This is a genomic window from Desulfoluna butyratoxydans (assembly GCF_900699765.1).
Taxonomy (GTDB): Bacteria; Desulfobacterota; Desulfobacteria; order Desulfobacterales; family Desulfolunaceae; genus Desulfoluna; species Desulfoluna butyratoxydans.
In genome coordinates this window covers 619,211-638,942 of sequence record NZ_CAADHO010000001.1, presented here as the reverse complement: position 1 = coordinate 638,942, position 19,732 = coordinate 619,211, and the positions used below count along the sequence as shown (strand labels likewise).

The 19,732-nt window shown below is 60.6% G+C and carries 14 protein-coding genes; 6 read left to right on the top strand and 8 right to left on the bottom strand.

Annotated features, from left to right (window positions below):
* Positions 1-19: 19 nt before the first annotated feature.
* Positions 20-2,473, bottom strand: a complete 2,454-nt coding sequence (locus MSL71_RS02820; protein WP_180137149.1) for a glycogen/starch/alpha-glucan phosphorylase — start codon at positions 2,471-2,473, stop codon at positions 20-22.
* A gap of 738 nt (positions 2,474-3,211) precedes the next feature.
* Here MSL71_RS02820 and MSL71_RS02815 point away from each other — a divergent pair.
* Positions 3,212-3,532, top strand: a complete 321-nt coding sequence (locus MSL71_RS02815) for an RNA recognition motif domain-containing protein (RefSeq protein ID WP_180137148.1) — start codon at positions 3,212-3,214, stop codon at positions 3,530-3,532.
* A 72-nt stretch (positions 3,533-3,604) separates the two neighbouring features.
* On the opposite strand, the gene arsB is transcribed toward MSL71_RS02815, so the two are convergent.
* A complete protein-coding gene (gene arsB / locus MSL71_RS02810) occupies positions 3,605-4,789 on the bottom strand; it encodes an ACR3 family arsenite efflux transporter (RefSeq protein ID WP_180137147.1) in 1,185 nt (394 codons plus the stop codon).
* A gap of 26 nt (positions 4,790-4,815) precedes the next feature.
* Entirely contained in the window at positions 4,816-5,250 is a 435-nt protein-coding gene (locus MSL71_RS02805) for an arsenate reductase ArsC (protein ID WP_180137146.1), read from the bottom strand.
* Positions 5,251-5,642: 392 nt separating this feature from the next.
* On the opposite strand from MSL71_RS02805, the gene MSL71_RS02800 reads away from it, so the two are divergent.
* The 4 genes from MSL71_RS02800 to MSL71_RS02785 all read left to right on the top strand — a co-directional run bounded on the left by MSL71_RS02800 (position 5,643) and on the right by MSL71_RS02785 (position 12,501).
* On the top strand, positions 5,643-7,649 hold the full coding sequence (locus tag MSL71_RS02800; protein WP_180137145.1) for a methyl-accepting chemotaxis protein: 2,007 nt from the start codon (positions 5,643-5,645) through the stop codon (positions 7,647-7,649).
* 38 nt (positions 7,650-7,687) lie between these two features.
* A complete protein-coding gene (locus tag MSL71_RS02795) occupies positions 7,688-8,533 on the top strand; it encodes a DMT family transporter (protein ID WP_180137144.1) in 846 nt (281 codons plus the stop codon).
* Positions 8,534-8,846: 313 nt separating this feature from the next.
* Complete coding sequence (locus MSL71_RS02790; RefSeq protein ID WP_180137143.1) at positions 8,847-10,907, top strand: methyl-accepting chemotaxis protein; 2,061 nt, start codon at positions 8,847-8,849, stop codon at positions 10,905-10,907.
* 301 nt (positions 10,908-11,208) lie between these two features.
* Complete coding sequence (locus MSL71_RS02785) at positions 11,209-12,501, top strand: M23 family metallopeptidase (protein WP_180137142.1); 1,293 nt, start codon at positions 11,209-11,211, stop codon at positions 12,499-12,501.
* Positions 12,502-12,847: 346 nt separating this feature from the next.
* Here MSL71_RS02785 and MSL71_RS02780 read toward each other — a convergent pair whose 3' ends face one another.
* Together MSL71_RS02780 and MSL71_RS02775 are read right to left on the bottom strand one after the other, a co-directional pair.
* Positions 12,848-13,480, bottom strand: a complete 633-nt coding sequence (locus tag MSL71_RS02780; protein WP_180137141.1) for a histidine phosphatase family protein — start codon at positions 13,478-13,480, stop codon at positions 12,848-12,850.
* 313 nt (positions 13,481-13,793) lie between these two features.
* Complete coding sequence (locus tag MSL71_RS02775) at positions 13,794-14,426, bottom strand: corrinoid protein (protein WP_180137140.1); 633 nt, start codon at positions 14,424-14,426, stop codon at positions 13,794-13,796.
* A 518-nt stretch (positions 14,427-14,944) separates the two neighbouring features.
* Between MSL71_RS02775 and MSL71_RS02770 the strand changes: the two genes are divergently transcribed.
* Entirely contained in the window at positions 14,945-15,673 is a 729-nt protein-coding gene (locus MSL71_RS02770; protein ID WP_180137139.1) for an IclR family transcriptional regulator, read from the top strand.
* Positions 15,674-15,832: 159 nt separating this feature from the next.
* Here the strand turns inward: MSL71_RS02770 and MSL71_RS02765 are convergent, their stop codons facing one another.
* The 3 genes from MSL71_RS02765 to MSL71_RS02755 form a co-directional block, all read right to left on the bottom strand.
* A complete protein-coding gene (locus MSL71_RS02765) occupies positions 15,833-16,987 on the bottom strand; it encodes a uroporphyrinogen decarboxylase family protein (RefSeq protein WP_180137138.1) in 1,155 nt (384 codons plus the stop codon).
* Positions 16,988-17,244: 257 nt separating this feature from the next.
* On the bottom strand, positions 17,245-18,243 hold the full coding sequence (locus tag MSL71_RS02760; RefSeq protein ID WP_180137137.1) for a TRAP transporter substrate-binding protein: 999 nt from the start codon (positions 18,241-18,243) through the stop codon (positions 17,245-17,247).
* Between the two features lie 1,030 nt (positions 18,244-19,273).
* The gene (locus tag MSL71_RS02755) at positions 19,274-19,483 is read right to left on the bottom strand and encodes a hypothetical protein (RefSeq protein ID WP_180136638.1); all 210 of its coding nucleotides are present in this window, start codon (positions 19,481-19,483) and stop codon (positions 19,274-19,276) included.
* Positions 19,484-19,732 lie beyond the last annotated feature (249 nt).

The window sequence follows — 19,732 nt, the reverse complement described above, 5'->3', positions numbered from 1 at the left end:
GGCGATTATGCCCTCCGGGTCAGACCTGGGGCGTTGCGTTCCAAATGTCCTTTGCGTATTCCATGATGGTGCGATCGCTGGAAAACTTGCCCATGCGGGCCACGTTGAGGATCGCCTTTTCCATCCAGATATCGGGGGTGGCGTAACAGGCTTCCACCTGCTCCTGGGCCGTGATGTAGGCCGAAAGGTCCGCCAGGTGCAGGTAGGGGTCGTATTTGCTGAGCAGGCTCTCGCAGACCGGGATGAACCGTCCCGGGGCGTCCGGGCTGAACCGGCCGGTGCCCAGGGCGTCCAGGACCCGTTTGATGGCCGGGTTGGTCTCGGCGATCTCCCAGGGGCGGTAGTTGTGGGAAGCCCGGATGGCCTGCACCTCCCCTGCGGTGAGGCCGAAGATGAAGATGTTCTCCTCCCCCACCTCTTCCATGATCTCGATGTTGGCCCCGTCCAGGGTGCCGATGGTCAGGGCCCCGTTCATGGCAAACTTCATGTTGCCCGTGCCCGAGGCCTCTTTGCCTGCCGTGGAGATCTGCACGCTCAGGTCGGCTGCCGGGATGATCTTTTCGGCCAGGGAGACCCGGTAGTCCGGAATAAAGGCCACCTTGAGGGCGTCGCCCACGCGCTCATCGCTGTTGACGGTCTCGGCCACGCTGTTGATGAGCTTGATGATGCGCTTGGCCGCCTCGTAGCCCGGGGCGGCTTTGCCTGCGAAGATGTAGGTGCGGGGGACCTCGGGGGTCTTGCCGCCCTCTGCGATCTCCAGGTACTGGTGGATGATGTGGAGCAGGCAGAGAAGCTGCCGCTTGTACTCGTGGATGCGCTTGGCGTGGATGGTAAACAGGGAGTCCGGGGAGACGGTGAGGCGGCATGTGTCCCAGATGGTCTGGGCCAGCACCTCCTTGTTGGCCCGCTTCACCGCGGCAAATTCATCCTGGAACGCCGCATCGCGGCTCAAGGGAGCCAGGTCGGCGATGCGGTCCATCTGGGTGACCCATGAATCACCGATGTGCCTGGTGATCAGGGAGGTCAGGTCCGGGTTGGCCTTGTAGAGCCAGCGCCGGGGCGTCACCCCGTTGGTTTTGTTGTTGAACCGTTTGGGGTAGAGGGCATAGAAGTCGGGCAGGAGCTCGGTCTTGACCAGCTCGGAGTGCAGGGCGGCCACCCCGTTGACCGAATGGCTGCCGATGATGGCCAGGTGGGCCATGCGCACCTGGCGGGGGTGGGACTCTTCGATGATGCTCATGGCGGCCAGTCGGCCCGTGTCTCCGGGCCACTTGGCTTTCACCTCGTCCAGGAATCGGTGGTTGATTTCAAAGATGATCTGCATGTGCCGGGGCAGCACATACTCCATGAGGCCCACGGGCCATTTTTCCAGGGCTTCGGGGAGCAGGGTGTGGTTGGTGTAGGCAAAGGTGGCGCGGGTAATGGTCCAGGCCCGGTCCCAGGAGAGGGCATGCTCGTCCACCAGCAGGCGCATGAGTTCGGCAACGGCCAGGGCCGGGTGGGTGTCGTTGAGCTGGATGGCCACCCGGTCGGCAAAGGTGTTGAAGGTTTTGTAGTTTTTTAGGTGGCGGTTCACGATGTCGCGGATGGCACAGGCCACGAAAAAGTACTCCTGGACCAGTCGCAGTTCCCTGCCGGACTCCATGGCGTCGGAGGGGTAGAGCACCTTGGAGACGGTCTCGGAGGTCATCTTCTGCTCCACGGCCCTTAAGTAGTCGCCGGTGTTGAAGATGTCCATGTCGAAATCGTCGGAGGACTTGGCCGCGTAGAGCCTGAGGGTGTTCACCGTGTTGCCCCCGTACCCGGCCACGGGCATGTCGTGGGGGACCCCGATGAGGGTCTTCCAGTCCATCCACATGGGGTTGTAGTTGCCGTCGCGGTCCTTGGCGTGGACGATGCGTCCGTACACCGGGATGATGCACTGCTCCTGGGGGCGCGTGATCTGCCAGGGGGTGCCGTCCCCCAGCCAGTTGTCGGGCTTCTCTTTCTGGTAGCCGTTGTCGATCTCCTGCTTGAACAGGCCGAACTCATAATTGATGCCGTACCCATACCCGGCCAGGCCCAGGGTGGCCATGGAGTCCAGAAAACAGGCGGCGAGCCTGCCCAGGCCACCGTTTCCCAGGGCGGCATCGTGCTCCTGGGCGCGGACTTCGTCGATGTCGGCCCCCATGTCTGTCAGGCTTTGGGCAAAGTCTTCGAAGAGCCCCAGGTTGTACAGGTTGTTCCCAAGGGATCTCCCCATGAGGAATTCAAGGGAGAGGTAGTAAACACGCTTTGCCTTTTTTTTCTCATACCGGGCTTCGGTCTCCATCATCTTGTCGATGAGGTGGTCGCGCACGGCCAGGGCCGTGGCTTCGTAGAGGCTCGGGAGCGTTGCATGTTTCTCCGGGGTTCCCAAGGAGTACCTCAGGTGTTGGGAAATAGACTGGCGATGGGGCGCTGACGGCTTGGCAGGCTTGGCTTTGGCTTTCATTCAGTCCTCCGGGATGGGGTGGGGCCTTCTGTGAGTCGCATCGCATCGGGGTGCGAGCAGGGCCGTGTTGACGTCGACACCTTTGATGAGCAGGGTCGAGGGGCTTACGGGTCGAGGTTGCGGCGTCTGCCTTGTTCCCCGGGGAGGCATCACGTGGGTCGGGAGGGGCATTGTCTTGCCGTGGCGGCAGATGCCATGGTCCGTGGGACCGTTATCTGGTGCGTCGGGTTGGCGGCGATGGGGTGAGACTCCGGCGAAGGGGCCTTCGTGCGTGGAACCATGGGGGCTGGGCGCCATGGATATGAAAGGCGAGTATTACTTATAATTGGTTATAATTACTAATTAATTGCATGGTTTGGGTTGCCGTGTCAAGGGAGAAATCCCAGGGCCCGGATCCGGGGCGGAAGGGGACGCAAGGTCCCCGGGGGCTCCGGCGTGTGGAAAACACGTGAAAAGATCCGCAGGGCCAGGGGTTTGAAAAAATAACCACCGGTCACTATTCGTGTTGACAGCCTTGGTGTTGATCTGTAATCTTTTAGGTATTCCAATGACTAAGTGTACTGTATCGATATGGCGCCGAACGTGGGGAGGCCGTGACACAGGATATCCAGGTCTGATGGTACCGGCAAAATGGAAAAAGCCCGGATGACGTATCCCGGGTATCGAAGTTTGTCTGCGTTCGCCATGGGGTAAATTTCGATGATGACATGGAACCAATGGCGATGAGGAAAAGCGCAGATGAACATATATGTCGGCAATATTGCCTACAGTATGTCCGATGATGAGCTCAGGACAGTGTTTGAGAATTTTGGTGAGGTGGATTCAGCACGCATTATCACCGATCGTGACACCGGCCGTTCCAAAGGGTTCGGGTTTGTGGAGATGCCTGATTCGGATCAGGCTGCCGCAGCCCTGGAAGCGCTCAACGGCTCCGAGATCATGGGCCGGACCCTGACCGTTAACGAAGCACGGCCGAGAAAACCCCGCTCGGACTACGGCGGTGGCCGTCGAGGCGGTTACAACAACGGCGGAGACGGCGGAGGGTACGACCGTTACTAAACGGTGCCTGCCCCCTTTGACGTAAAATGAAGAAAAAGCCCCATGCACCGACCGGCTGCATGGGGCTTTTTTTTATGGGGCAAACCAGTGGCGGGTCCGGGTGCAGACCTTCACCAGCATGAGCATCACCGGCACCTCGATGAGGACCCCCACCACCGTGGCCAGGGCAGCCCCGGACGAGAGACCGAAGAGCATGGTGGCCGTGGCGATGGCCACTTCAAAGTGGTTGGAGGCCCCGATCATGGCCGCGGGGGCCGCATCTTCGTAGGAAAGCTTCAGGGCCCGTGCAGCGGCGTAGCCCAGGGTGAAGATGAGGATGGTCTGGAGAAAGAGGGGTACGGCGATCCAGACGATGGTCAGGGGGTTGGCAAGGATCACCTCGCCCTTGAAGCTGAAGAGAAGCACCAGGGTGGTGAGCAGGGCGGTGATAGTCACCGGGGTGAGCAGGTGGAGAAAGGTCTCTTCAAACCAGGCGCGCCCCCTGGCCTTGATCAGCCACCGCCGGGAGAGGTAGCCCGCCACCAGGGGCAGGGCCACATAAACGGCAATGGAGAGAAAAAGGGCCTCCCAGGGCACGGGGAGGCGGCCGATCCCCAGCAGGAACCCGCCCAGTACCCCGTAGAGAAGCAGCATGGTCAGGGAGTTGATGGCCACCATGACCAGGGTGAGGCCGTCGTTGCCCCGGGCCAGGTATCCCCAGACCAGCACCATGGCCGTGCACGGGGCGATACCCAGGAGGATGCAGCCTGCCAGGTAGCTTCGCCACAGGGGAACTTCGAGCATCCTTATGCCGCCGGAGATCACCACGGTGCCTGCCCCGTGGGCGGCACCTTCGGGAAGGTCCAGGCCAAAGGGCATCTTGACGAGGTCCGTGGCCTCGGGGCCGATGAAGCCCCGGAAGAGGACCCCCAGGAAGAGCATCCCGATGGCGTACATGGTAAAGGGCTTGATCATCCAGTTGAGCACCAGGGTCAGGGTCACCGGCTTTCCGCTTTTCCCCGCCTTGACCACCTCGGCAAAGTCGATTTTTACCATGATGGGGTACATCATGAAAAAGAGGCACACCGCGATGGGGATGGAGACCACAGGGGCGCCGTTGACCCGGATGCTGATGCCGTCCAGGGTCCTGGCCAGCTCCGGGGCGATTTTTCCGAGGAGAATGCCCCCCGCAATGCAGAGGCCCACCCAGACCGTCAGGTATCGCTCAAAGGGGTTTTTCATTTCGCGATGGTCGCCGTCGGGGCGTGGGGTGCTCATGGGGTCTCCTTGTATTGTCTGGCGGGTTATTCGGTGATGGCGTCGGGCAGCGTCTCCACAAAGGCTTTGATCTCATCGCGTACCTTTCGGTAGCAGTCCAGCTCCCCTTCGCGGCTCGTTGCGTCCCGGGCCAGGCGGGGGGGATCGTCAAAGCCCACGTGAACCACCCTGGCTCCGCCGGGGAAGAGGGGACAGGTCTCGTGGGCATGGTCGCAGACCGTGACCACCACATCGATTTTTGTCTCCATGAAGTCGGTAATGTTCTGGGAACGCTGGCCGGAGATGTCCACCCCGGCTTCGGCCATGACGGACACGGCGTCGGGGTTTAACCCGTGGGTCTCGATGCCCGCGGAGCAGGCGGTGATGACATCGCCCTTCAGGTGGCGTGTCCAGCCTTCGGCCATCTGGCTTCGGCAGGAGTTGCCGGTGCAGAGAAAGAGAAGGGTGAGTTTCTGGGGCATGGGGGGCTCTCCTTATGATGAAACGTGAGTTCTGTATTTGTTGATTTTGACGGGTGTGCGCTGAAGGAACATGGGCTGTCAGCTTTCAGGAAACCTCATTCCAGTGTTACATCGGCACCCATTGTATCGTATGGCTGATTTTTACGGCAACTTATTTTCGCCTGCGGGGTCCTGAACGGTGTGCTGTTTCGGGGCAAAACCGGATATTTTTTTATCCCCATGAGAAAAAGAAAGTAAAGAAAATGTCATTCTACGCGAAGACAAGGGGTGTATACGAACGACTCCCTTCTCTGTTCTGGAGAGCGAGTCCGCTGCCATCTCCTCACACAGGCAGGGCAACCCGTACCGGCAGGTACACCCCGGGTGCCGCCCCAGTCGAAAGGCCATAGAACATGACGTTTTCAATCAAACAGAAACTGGTGATCGCTTTTACATGCGTTGCCGTTGTCCCCATCGCCATTATCATGGGAGCGGTGGCCCTTCAATTAAAGCAGCTGTCCATGGACGGGTTTGTGGGGTCCACCACCCGGGAGCTCGCCCAGGTGGACAACGCCATGAACCTATTTCTGGACGGGATCGCCAGCCACGTGACCCAGCTGGCCTCCGACCCTTTGCTCAAAGGGGTGGAGGACAAGGTCACCTCCTATGTGCACACAACGGAAAAGACCCGGGTCACTCCCCTTGAAGACGGAGGCGTCAACGCAGACCTTTACCGTCTTTTCAAGAGGGTTCACGAATCCAGCCCCTCCTATTGCGAGATCTACATGGGCACCGAGGCCGGCGGGTTGCTCACCTCCCTTCCTGCGGTGAAAAAACCGGGGTACGACCCCCGCAAGAGGAGCTGGTACCGTAAGCCCGCCGAGGCAGGCAAGCTGGTGATGACCCCGGCGTATCTCTCCGGCGGTAACGGGCTGACGGTTGTGGGGCTGGTGGCCCCGGTGACCGGGCCCGACGGCAGGCGCACCGGGGTGGTGGGCATCGATGTCTCCCTGTCGCGCTTAACCGATATGATCCACGGCATCCGCATCGGCGAAAGCGGGTTTGCCATCCTGGTCCAGGGAGACGGAACCATCCTGGCCAACCCCCATGATCCTGACACAAACTTCAAAAAAATGACGGAGCTGGATTCGCCTGCCTATGCCACCCTCAACGAAATCGCTTCGGGCCACGTGGCCGTGGAGATGGGCGGGGTGGATTGCCTGGCCGATGTCTACACCTCTCCCACCCTGGGCTGGAAGCTCATCGGCGTCATTGAGACCCGGGAAGTGATGGGGCCGACCCGGCGCCTGACCCTGATGATCCTGGGAGTCAGCGGCGTGCTTTTTCTTCTGGCCGCAGGGGCGGCCCTTGGCCTGGCCCGGGTGGTGACGCACCCCATTGTCAACACCGCCGAGATGCTGCGGGATATCGCCGAAGGGGAGGGCGACCTCACACGTCGCCTTGAGTCAGACACAGCCGATGAGGTGGGGGCCCTTGCCACCTGGTTCAACGCCTTTATCGAGAAAGTCCACGGGGTGATCCGCACCCTTGCGGAGAACGCCGAGGCCGTGAAGGACTCCGGGGGAGAGCTTTCCCGTCTCTCGGTGACCATGTCCGACGGGGCAGCCGAGATGAACGACCGCGCGGGGACGGTGGCGGCTTCTGCCGAAGAGACCAACCGCGTCATGGCCGATGTTGCCGCTTCCACCGAGCAGGCCGCCTCCAACGTGAACATGGTGGCCGCGGCCACCGAGGAGATGCGCGCCACCATCGAAGAGATCGCCGGGAATTCCGAAAGGGCCCGGGGCGTCACCACGGAGATGGTGCACCAGGCCAAAGAGGTGCGCGTCATCATGGATGCCCTGGGGGCTGCGGCCGGGGACATCGGCAAGGTCACCGAGGCCATCTCCGAGATCTCGGAGCAGACCAACCTGCTGGCACTGAACGCCACCATCGAGGCGGCCAGGGCCGGTGAGGCGGGTAAAGGCTTTGCCGTGGTTGCCGGAGAGATCAAGGCCCTTGCCGGGCAGACCGCCGAGGCCACCGGCGAGATCCGGCAGCGCATCGACGGGGTCCGGGACTCCTCCACCCGATCCGTGGAGGGGATCGGCCGGATCTCTGCCGTCATTGATGAGGTCAGCGAGCTGGTGGGTGCCATCGCCGCTGCCGTGGAGCAGCAATCCGGCTCCACCGGCGAAATCGCCGAGAACCTTGCCCAGGCCTCCCGGGGCCTGGAGGAGGTCTCCGGTCAGGTGGCCCAGTGTGCCGGGGTCTCAGGGGAGATCGCCGAGGAGATGGCCGGGGTGAACCGGTCCGCAGGCCGCTTCACCGAAAGCAGCACCGCGGTCCACGGGCGCTCCGAAAAATTGGCGGGCCTGGCCCAAGGCCTTAATGAGGTGGTGGGGCAGTTCAAGATCTGATGGATTAAGGCTGCCCCTACCCGTACAGGAGTTTTCTGATGTCTTTTACCGTTATGATCGTTGTGTTGCTTGCGGCTCTTTTGCACGCAACCTGGAATTTCCTGGTGAAAAACACCCCGGACAAGCACGTGAGCATGACCGCCGTGGTGCTGGGGCACACGCCCTTTGCCCTGGGCGCCCTTCTGGTGGCGCCCCTGCCATCCCTTGACGCCTGGCCCTACCTGGTGGCAGGGGCCCTGCTCCATGTGGGGTACCAGCTCTTTTTGCTGGCCTCCTACCGCATCGGGGACTTAAGCCAGGTCTATCCCCTGGCCCGCGGGGTGGCCCCCATGATCGTGGCCGGTGTGTCTGTGGGGCTTCTGGGGGTGGAACTCTCCTTCAGTGAGCTGGCCGCCATCGGGATCATCGGCACCGGGATCATGAGCCTGACCCTGGTGCGCAAAAGCGACGGGCTCCGCAACGGCCAGGCCGCGTTTCTCTCCATTGTGACGGGGTGTTTCATCGCCTCCTACTCCCTGGTGGACGGCATGGGGGCCCGGGTGGCGGGCACGGCCCTAGGCTTTTACGGCTGCCTGTCCGTGCTCAATGCCATGGGGTTTGCCGCGGTGATGCGGGTCCTCCGGCCCGGGATCCTGACCCGGGTGGTCTGCCACGAGTGGGCCTTTGCCCTCAAGGGCGGGGGCGCTTCCTTTTCCGCCTACGCCATGGTGACCTGGTCCTTTACCCTGGCCCCCATCGCCATGGTGGCGGCGGTGCGGGAGACCAGCATTATTTTTGCCCTGCTCCTTGGGGTGCTGGTGCTCAAGGAGCGGCTGGACCTGATGAAGGTGGTCTCCACCCTCATGACCCTTCTGGGCGTGGGCATCCTGAGGCTGAACCGGTAGGCGGCCATGGCGTGACCGGCGGCCACTTTCTGCAAGTGGGCAGGCCCTGTGCTTTTTTCCATCTGTTCTTTGTCGTCTGATTTGCGGACTTTACCTCCGTCCCTGTCCGATACCCCCGCATCGTAAGGAATAAATCAGTAAAGGCGGTGCTCGGGTATGCCGAATAAATTTGAGAGGTTGGAAACATGACGGTGTGTTCCTTTAGAGGTAGCATTTGTCGCGATATATGGCTTGGTTTTTGAGGGGGACCGATGCCTGTCCGGTATGGTCGGCAGACACGGCTAAGGAACGGAAGGAAAGGAGGCTGCTCTGTATGTTGAAACTCAGTGATATTCCCTTGAAGAAAAAACTGGTGGGAAGTTTTTTGCTGCTCTCGGTGGCAACGGTGGTGATCGGGCTTTTCGGACGATACGCCGCCACCACCATCGGGCGCTACCTTCAGACGGCCACCGAAGAGAGCCTGCCGGCCATGGAGCACATGGCGGAGATGCGTGAGCTGGCAAACCGGTTTGTGCAGGCTCAGCAAGGGCTCCTGAGCGCCTACCTGGACCCGGAGGCCCTCCAGGCTGAATACGAACAGCTGGAGACCATCCGCACGAAATACGGCGAAAGCATGGCGGCCTTTGAGGCCTTTCCCCGGTCACCGGAGGTGGACGCGGCGTGGAAGGCCTACACCCAATCCTTTGATGAGTGGACGGGCGTGAACGACGCCTTCTTTGCCAAGCTCAAAGAGCTGGAGGCCACGGGCATCCTCAATCCCCTTCCCCTCCACGCCGAGACCCTGAAGGCCAAAGGGGCCTTTGACGCCGCCGTCAACCGCATGGCCAGGCGGATCTACACCCTGGAAGACAAGGACGGCACGGACTGGAACGTCATTGCCGAGTCCCTTTATACCTGGGGCCAGAAATACCCCCTCGTCAACGAGGTGATCGAAGGGGAGCTCATGAACATCGAGCTGGAGGCCATGTCCCTGCAGCGGCACTTCAGCCAGATTGATACCTTTGTGGATCAGGGCTTCAGGTCCCGGGCCGCGGGGATTTACCAGCAGGACCTGCTGCCCGTGCAGTCCAGTGTCTCCGAGGCCTTTGCCAGGATCGGCGAGGAGGTGGACAAGGCGGTGGCCGTGAACATCGAACTCAACGCCATGGCCAACGGCCCCTGCCTGGAAAAACAGACCCGGACCCTGGCCCTTCTGGACGAGGCCGTGGCCGCCCTGAGGCAGGACGCCCGGCACCTCACCGAGGACGGGCATGCCCTGTATGCCAAGATCCAGGCCGCCAACTTCATCATCATGGCGGTTGCCGTGGCCCTCTCCCTCTTTTTCGGGGTGGCCATCAGCGTGGCCATCACGTCTCCCCTCCAGGAGGGGGTCGATCTTTCCCGGAGCATGGCCGAAGGGGACCTCACCCGGACCTTGTCGGTGAAACGGGGCGATGAGATCGGGGCCCTGTCGTCGTCGTTGAACAGTGTGGTCAAGAGCCTTCACACCATGATGGGGAGCATCAACGAAGGGGTCGACCACCTGGCCCGTTCTTCCAGTGAACTCTCCGCCGTCACCGCCCAGGTGAAATCCGGGGCCGCAGGGACCTCCGAGCGCTCGGACGCCGTGGCCGCCGCCGCCGAAGAGATGAACACCGGCATCGCCTTTGTGGCCTCCTCCGTGGAAGAGGCGGCCGACAACATCTCCTCGGTGGCCTCCGCTGCCGGGCAGATGGCCTCCACCATCGAAGAGATCGGCAAGAACGCCAACACGGCCAAGGAAATCACGGACTCTGCGGTCTCCGGGACCAAAAACGCCACGGAAAAGGTGGGGGCCCTGGGCGAGTCCGCCCATGAGATCGGCACCATCTCCGAGACCATTTCGGGCATCTCCCAGCAGATCAACCTCTTGGCCCTGAACGCCACCATCGAGGCGGCCCGTGCCGGAGAAGCCGGGCGGGGCTTTGCCGTTGTGGCCGGTGAGATCAAGGACCTGGCCGGTGAGACCTCCGGGGCCACGGAAAAAATCCATGAGCAGGTGGCCGATGTCCAGGCGCAGATCGAGTCCACGGTCTCTGAGATCTCCAATGTCTCCTCCGTGGTGGGAAAGATGGAGGAAATCGTCTCCATCATCGCCTCGGCCATGGAAGAGCAGGCCATTGCCACCAATGAAATCGCCGGAAACATCGAGGCGGCCTCGGCCAAGGTGGAGGATGTGAACCGGCAGGTGGGGAAAAACTCCGCCACCGTGGCCTCCATTGCCCGGGACATCGCCGATGTCAACGTGTCGGCCCGGGAGATCACCGGCAGCACCGACATCCTGACCCGGTGCGCCGGGGACATGAACAGCTTGGCCGGTGAGCTCAAAGGCATGACGGGGCGCTTTACCCTGTAACCCCTCCTTCTTTTGCCTTGTGTTGATTCTGCCCGGATGGCCCACAGCCCGTGAATCTCAGGATTCACGGGCTTTATTTTTGCCCTTTGGCTGGGGGACGGCCCTTTTTCGTCCGTCGGGCGGGCCTGGATCGGGTCGTTTGACAGCGAATCATTGATCGTGGTACGTCCTGTTGACAATAAATCTTCAGCAGGACGGCGGCTTCTTCTTATCCCATTCTTGCTGGCCCGGCCTTTTCTCGCCGGGCATCGCCGCGTCCGTTGCCCGATACAATGACCCCAAACGTAAGTGAATTCGTTTCATGAACTATACATATCGATCCCTTCTTGCTGTCCTTCTGGCCGCCCTTTTGTTTACCGCCTGTGACGAACACGATGAGAACTCTTTATCAGCTGGTGCCGATGTCGCCGACGCCCCGGCCGTGGTGTCGGAAGCACAGGCCCCCGCCCTTCCCCCGGAGCCCCGGGAGACCCTGGTCAAGGGAAAGGTCTCTTCCGGAAACACCGCGGCTTCCATTTTAAAGCAGTGGCTCTCGCCATCGGAAGTCTACGCCTTTGCCGGGGCCTGCACCCCGGTGTACGATCTCACCCTGATCCAGGTGGGCAACACCTGGCAGGTGGCCACCCTGGACGAAGAGTTTGCCCGGTTTGAGTATGCCATTGATTCGGAGAGTTATCTTGAGGTGTCCCGGGAGGGGGAGGACTACACGGCCGTGGTAAAGCCCATCGCCTACGATGTGCGCACCGAGACGGTGACGGGTTCCATTCGGACCTCCCTGTACGGGGCCATGTTTGACGTGGGGGAAAAGCCCGAACTGGCAGTTCGCATCGGCAACCTGATGGGCTGGGAGATCGATTTTGTCCACGACCTGCGGGTGGGGGACACCTTTTCGGTGCTTGTGGAAAAACGGTATGCGGGGGACCGGTTCAAGGGGTACGGAAAGATCCTGGCCGTGGCCTTCACCAATCAGGGGGTGCTCCACGAGGCCTTTCGCATGGAAGAGCCCGACGGCAGCGGTGAGTACTACGCCCCGGACGGCAGGAACCTGCGCCACGTCTTTCTCAAGACCCCCGTGGCCTTTACCCGTATCTCCTCGGGGTTTTCCCTGAGGCGCTACCATCCCATCCAGAAACGCTACAAGCCCCATTACGGCGTGGATTACGCCGCCCCCACCGGAACCCCCATCTACGCCATCGGCAGCGGCACCCTCAAACGGGTGGCCTCCAACAACAGCTCGGGCAACCACATCCTCATCACCCACGGCAACGGCTATGAGAGCGGCTACCTGCACATGTCCCGTTTTGCCAAGGGCATGCGCACCGGCAAAAAGGTCAAGCAGGGAGACCTCATCGGATACGTGGGCTCCACCGGCCTTGCCACCGGGCCCCACCTCTGCTTTCGCATGAAGATCCACGGAAAGCCCGTGGACCCCACCAAGATCGACACCCCCCGTGCCTCGTCCATCGACAAAACCCGCAAAGACGAATTTTCCCGCATCATGGCCCGGTACCGGCCCCAACTTCTGGATTCCATCGCCAAGATCGCAGGCGGCGACCAGAAGGCAGCTGGCGAGGCCACAGAATCCAAAGGGTGATCTATTACCCGTCGCCCGTCCTTAAAGCCAGCCTCCGGCGGGTCGCTTTTTTAAAAAAAAGCTCCGCAAAAAACTCTTCTAAGGCACCCGCGCTACGTTTTGATCGCCCTGAAGGGCGATCAAAACGTAGCGCGGGTGTGAAAATGTCGAAATTATTTCGGCGTAGCCTGGAAGGCTTACTTAAGACCTGTTTGTCAAACTTTTTAAAAGTTTGGCCCCCGGCAGGGCCGCCGGAGGCAATTTTGAGCTGAATAGTTACATGATTTCTAACTATTCAAGGTGCCCCACCTGGCCGCCGGAGACCTGATTTTTCCACCCACTTTAACCATAGAAAGCACAGCTCTTTTTAGTGACTGGCTTCTGCCTGGAAGAGGCAGGCCTCCGGGTCCTTCAGGGCCAGGTGTCCGTCTGTTGCCTGCAGGGTGAGGATACGGCCGTTTTCAGGAAGCCGGATGTCGCCGAGCTCCCAGATGGCCTTGTCCAGGAAGTGGGCCAGGGCTGTTTTGATGGCGATGGCATGGGAAACAAGGAGGATGGCCTGGCCTTGGTGGGCCCGGAAAAGCTCGTCGATGGCGGCAAGGACCCGTGTTTGCACCTGGCTGTACCGTTCGGCCCCGGGCAGGTCAAAGTCCTGGGGCGCTTCCCAGAAGTCCCGGCACGCCTTGGGGTGAATTTTTTCCGCCTCGGCAAGGGGCATGCCCTCCATGGGGCCCAGGCCGATTTCCCGGAGTCCTTCGTGGTGCGTCAGGGAGATGTCGCGGTCTCCGATGATCCCGTTGGCCGTTTCCACGGCGCGGCCCGAGGGGCTTGAAAAGGCTGCGGCGATGGGGGTGCCTGCAAGGATGTCTCCAGCGGCCCGGGCCTGCTTGCGGCCGGTCTCCGTAAGGGGTGAGTTCAGGTGGCCTTGAAGGCGGCGTTCGACGTTCCAGGTGGTCTGGCCGTGACGCACGAGAAAAAGGGTGGTGGGGGCAGGTGTCATGGCAGTATCCCGTCTTCTTGAAGGGTTCATGTGAAAACGTGGATGAGCATACCGCGATGCCTGCAAATTGCAAGGGGGTTGAAAAAAAGAAGGCGATGGTTGCGGGGCGGGTGAGGGACGAGGCAAAGACAGGCCCCCGGGTTCGCAAACACTCCGGGTCCAAAGTCCCTCCACATGTGCTGACGGGTTTAGCAAACAGGCCGTTAAAAAACAGATTCACGCCGATCACCATCAACGGCGAATGCGCTTTTCCCCGAGGAACAAGGGAAAGAGCGCATTGGCAACCTGCTTTGGAGGTGGCTTACCTCTGCGGTTAGTGAAGGACAAGCTCCCGGGCCATTTTGCCTGCGGCACCGGCGTCCGGGGCAAATCCGTCGGCTCCGATGCGGTCCGCAAAGTCCTGGTTCAGGGGCGCGCCGCCCACCATGATCTTCACGGAGTCGCGAAGGCCCGCTTCGTTGATGGCCTCGACGGTCTCTTCCACCACGCACATGGTGGTGGTCAGAAGCGTTGAGAGCCCGATGATGTCTGCCTTGTGTTCGATGGCCGCCTCGATGAATTTTTCTTTCAGCACGTCCACTCCCAGGTCCACCACGTTGAACCCCGCTCCTTCCAGCATGATGCAGACCAGGTTCTTTCCGATGTCGTGCAGGTCCCCGTGCACGGTGCCGATGACGATGGTTCCCACCTTTTGGACGCTCTCCCCGGTGAGCAGGGGTTTCAGGACCTCTACGCCAGCTTTCATGGTGTGGGCGGACATGAGCATTTCGGGGACGAAGGTCTCCCCGGCGGAGAATCGCTCTCCCACAACATCCATGGCCCGGATGAGCCCCTGGTTGAGGATTTCGTCGACGGGGGTTCCGGCTTCAATTTCAGCGTTGACATCTGCAACCACTTTGGCGGGATCAAGGCCGATAACGGCATCGAAGACACTTTCAACAGACATATTGCTTACTCCTTTGATGAAGACGGACAGATGGCATCGTCCTTCCCGGAACCTGGCGGTTGGTTGGGGCCGGGAAGGCGCAACCCAAAGCCTGCGCCTGTGGTCGGGTGCGTACCCGTCCGTCGAAAAAACAGATCGGTTGACTGGACAGGACCTTTTGCGGGGTGCCGTCCTTGCAGCGGGTTCCCTTGAACGGTGCCTGGGCATCAGGGCGTTCCGCTTGCGCGGTGCATGGGGAAGACGGGGGATGGCTGTGTGACAGTGGCTTCCCGGCATCTTCAGGGGCATCATGGCACAGGGGGTATGGGGTGTCAATATAATATGGGAATTAATAATCATTATCCCACAATATGAGAATAATGGGGCGCGGGGGCACCTCGGAACCTGGGATTTTACTTGCAATTTTCTCGGGGCGTGGGTATGTCATCGTTGTGAATTAATGATGGATTCGCGGTATTCTGCAGGCCGGTCCGGCCGAAAGAGAGTGACGGATCCCAAGACACCACAGGTTGGATTCCATGATTCAAGGCGCACAAAGTGTGTATCGTACCCTCAATATATTGAAGATGATCATTCAGCGGGGGGAGTCCCCCACCACCCTCAAAGAGGTGAGCGAGACCATGGAGATCACCACCTCCACGGCCCACAGGCTCCTTTCGGTGCTGACGGACTGCGGGTTCCTCTCCTTTGACCAGAAAAGCAAGACCTACATCATCGGTTCGGACAGCGTGATCTACTCCGGCCTCTCCATGGAGCACTATGTGCGGACGAGCTACGGGGCGCTGGCAGGCAACGTGGCCCGGATGTTCGGGTACACCACCTCCCTGTTTATCCGCGAGGGGGACGACTGCAAATGCGTGGGGATTTACCAGGGCACCAACGTGATCCAGCTGGCCGCCTGTCGGCCCGGAGAGCGGGCGCCCCTGGGATTCGGTTCTCCGTCCATGGGCATGCTGGCCTTCCTCGACGATGCGAGAATTTCAGCCATTCTGGACCGGAACACAGAGCGGCTCCGCGATGTGCTGCTGGTGGACCGTGAGACCTTTATGGAGTTTGTGGCCCTCTCCAGGAAGCTGGGCTACGGGTACGCCGAGTCCTTTCTTGTCCAGGGCGGCCTCGGGGTCTCCTATCCCTTGAAATTCGAGGGGAAAATCGTGGGGGCCATGGCTGTGGATGCCCTTGTGGGGCGTGAATGGGAGTCCAAGCGTGACGAGCTGGTGGGGTACCTGAAGCAGAATATCGTCTGACAGGGCGTTGCCCGGACATGACGTTGCAAGGCTGGCGGATCGCTTTTTTATAAAAGCACCGCCTTTTTTTTTGCAGGTGCCATAAAAAAGCCCCCCTCCACGGATGAAGGGGGGCTGGCTGGCCTTTCGAGTCCACCCTGTGGGGGACCCGGGAGGAAATCAGCAGGCGATGGGGTACTGGCCGAACTCCACGGCGGCCTCCAGCATGGCCACGACATTTTCAGGGGAGATGTCGGACTGCATGTTGTGGACGGAGCCCAGGATGTAGCCGCCGCCCGGGGCGAGGTCCCGGATGCGGGTGGCCACTTCCTTGCGGACGTCGTCCACGCTGCCGTTGGGCAGGACATGGAAGGTGTCGATGGCGCCCCAGAAGGAGAGCTTGTCCCCGAAGCGTTTTTTGAGCTGGTCGGTCTCCATGCCCGTGGCCGAGACCTGGACGGGGTTTAAGATGTCCACGCCGATCTCCACGAGGTCGTCCAGCAGGCCGGTGACGGCTCCGCAGCTGTGGTAGTAGAGCTTTGCCTTGGTCATGCTCTTGATGTAGCTGAAGAGTTCGGCCTGGTAGGGCTTGATGAACTCCCGGTACATGGGCATGGACATGAAGGGGGCGTTCTGCATGGCCAGGTCGTCGGCGCACTGGATGACATCGATGTACTCACCGGCCTCTTGCAGGAAGAGGCGGGCGTTCTCTTTTCGGTGATCGCAGACCTTGCGGAGCAGGGCGTGGGCGAAATCCTTTCTGGCCATCATATCCATGAAAAACTCGGGCATGCCGCGCATGCACCAGCACTGCTCAAAGAGGTTGCCGGGGCTTCCCATGCATCCCACCACCGCATACTCCCCTTCGTCGTGGAGTTTTTTTGCCTCTTCCCGCACATGGCTGAAGTCAAAGTCCGTGGCCGCATGGGGCCACGGGTGGTTTTCAATGGCCTCCAGGGTGGGCTCTTTCATGTTGTACTCATGGATGGTGGCGTATTCACCGTCCACTTTCCTTTTGACTCCCCACTGATCCGTGAAAATTTCGCAGCCGTCTTCGGTGAACTCCTGCTTCACGTCCTCGCCCAGGACCACCATGTTCTTGGGCCGCACATGGCGGAAGTCGGCGTTGTACATTTTCAGGAAGTACTCGTCGATGAAGGCTGTCTGCCACACCTTGGACATGATCTCCGTGGTGAGGTCCTCTTTCCCGTGCTTTTTCTTGAAGGCCTCGTATCCGTTGAGCATGAGGGTGGTGTTGCGACCTCCCAGGTCGATGGGAACCCGGTCCGGCTCTTCGTGGTTCAGGGCGGTGAGTGCGCGTTCTTTATGGTTCATGGATCACTCCTTCATCCCGGAAAGGGATCTCGTGTCTGTGGGTTCACGTCGGTTGAGCACCGGGGCTCCGGGCCCTGTTGCGGGTGCCGGAAAACCCCTTGTTTCTTTAAGCTGCCGTTCAGCTGAACACGGCCGGGGCGGACGCGTGGTCGGCCCGGGGCGTTTTCGGCCGAATCGTCCCCCGGGCCCTTTCAAGGGATCGGGGGACGCCTCCGGTCAGGGTGGCTAACCGGAGGCTGTGGAGGGAAGCACTGGGGTTACTTTGCCTCGAGGGTGGCTTCGACTCGGTCGATGAGGGCCTTGCCGCCGATGAAGTCGTAGAACTCGGGCCAGACCTTCTCCTTGGCCAGGCGGATCCACTCCTCTTCATCGGTGAGGTTGTCCATCTGGACCCCTGCGGCGGCCATGGCTTCTTTGGCCTTGGAGGCTTCGCTCACCTGGAAGAGCAGGTTGTACTGCTGGGCCTCGATACCGGCGCGGGTCAGGATGTCCCGGGTCTTCTGGTCGTATTTCTTCCAGCTGCGCTCACCCACGGAGAGGAACTGCAGGGCATACATGTGGTGCACTTCGGTGCAGTACTTCTGCACTTCCTGGAATTTGGAGGTGTGCATGACGATGTAGGGGTTGTCCTGGCCGTCCACCACGCCCTGCTGAAGGGCGGTGAAGGTCTCGGGCCAGGAGATGGGCACAGGGTTGGCACCCCAGGCCCGGTAGGTGGCCATGTGGATTTTGTTCTGGGGGATACGGATCTTCAGGCCCTTGACGTCCTTGAGGGAGGTCACGGGCCGCTTGTTGTTGGTGAGGTGGCGGAAGTTGGAGTAGACCCAGCCGAGGATACGGAATCCCCCTTTTTTGACGCAGGTCTCGTTCCAGTAAGCGCCGAGTTCGCCGGTGGTGGCTTTCACCGCATCGTACTCGTTTTTGATGAGGTAGGGCATGGTGAGGGTGCCCAGCTCTTTGACAAAGGGAACGGCATTGCCGCTGAAGACCAGGGACATGTCAAGGGTCCCTTTTCGCGTGGTCTGAAGCATCTCGGTTTCGGTGCCTAGGGCGCCGCCGGAGAAGAGCTCCACCTTGATTTCGCCGTCGGAAAGACCCTCCACAACAGCTTTGAAACGCCGGGCGTAAACGCCTTGATCAGATTCTGGGGGATCTCCGTAGCCCAGCTTGATGGTCTGTGCGGCCTGGGCGCCTGAGAGGCCGAACACGGCCAGGGTAAGGAATGAAAGGGCAACGGCAAAAGACTTACGTAACATACTACCTCCTCCTATACGCATTGTTGATTGGGCATATACGGCTTGGGGCGGATTGGGACCCCGGGTCACCATATCAGGGATATATGCCGTGTCCGTTCCCCATGAAGGCAACGGACGGTGTACGCGTTCGCATGGTTCGATCCGCAGCGTTGCGGGTCGAAACAGGGCACCCGGGAGATCGTCGGGCAGAGCGATCCGGGCACCCAGCGGTATGTATCTGGAGGCGGGCCCTGGTGGGCGCCGCGTGGTCTCTTTCTATGGTACGTCCCTGTGACGTCTTGCATTGATGATGTGACCCGTGCCACAGGGCATGGTGGCGCAGTGCAAAGGTTTCAACGTCACAACAGGGATGTCCGTGCCCCTTGGGTTGCGTCGGGGCGGGTTTGCCGAAGAGAGGGGGCATGGACCTCTCTGCTCACCCCGATGGTTGATAAGGTGGCACAACCTTTTGGATGGTGTCAACACAATATGAAAAAATAAAATAGTAATTTCATATTGTGGGAAAATGACAAAAGAAGGATCTACCCGTGCTGTGGTGGATATGCAAGGGTTTGTCTCGTTGATTCAATGGGATATGGGCGATGGATGGTGTGGGCGGGGCACCCGGGGCCGGGAGGTATCTATCCGTCGGGTGGACGACGGATAAGAGGGTGACATGCGTTTTGTGCCCTTTTTCTGGTGTGCGGGTCTTATCTGTGGGGTAACGCGGGGCACATAGGCGAACCCGGGCACCGGCAGGGAAGGAGGGGGCCGAAGCCACAGGGGGACCGCCCCGGTGGTCCGGGGGTGTGGGTTCCCGTTCGTGTTCAGCGGTGCGTGGGACATGGGCTATGGGGTGTCTTCAGGCTGGGTGTGCCCCTTGCAGGGAGAAACGCGATGGGGTGGCGGCGGGGCATTGCCATGGGGCGATGCAGGACAGAGGGCTCTTTTTGTGTCCCGTGTTCGGGTGCTGTGGGGAATGAAAACGCATGGTATCGGCGAGTCGTTGTCACCGGTCAGTACGGGAGGTGGGGATGCCTTGGGGGCTTGTTCAGGGATGCTCTTCCCACCAGCCTTTCCGGATATGGGCTTCCCGCTCCATTTCCGCCACCTGCTTGATCTTGTAAGCGGCGTCCCGGAGGATACCGTAAAGGATCCCGCATCCGCTGTCTTCACGGTCGCTGTCCCCTCTTTCCGCCAGCTGGATCATGGCCTCAACCAGTTCAAGGGTTGTCTTTATGTTGTGGTCACATGCTCTCACGATTTGTCTCCTGCTTGGGTTCCGTTCAACAGGGCGCTCCGCAACGGGCGTTTCCCTGTGATTCAACCTTTCAAGATACATGCCAGAGGTGCGGGAGAACGGGGGATAAGGCAGTGGAAACCGCTGGAGGCCCTTGGGTAACGAAGCAAATGTGCCGTGGCATCAGATAGATCGGGCTGCATGGCGGTCAGGTCATGTCCGGCGGTGCGGCCGAAAATGCGGGGAAGGCTTAAGGGGCGGGCTGTGTCT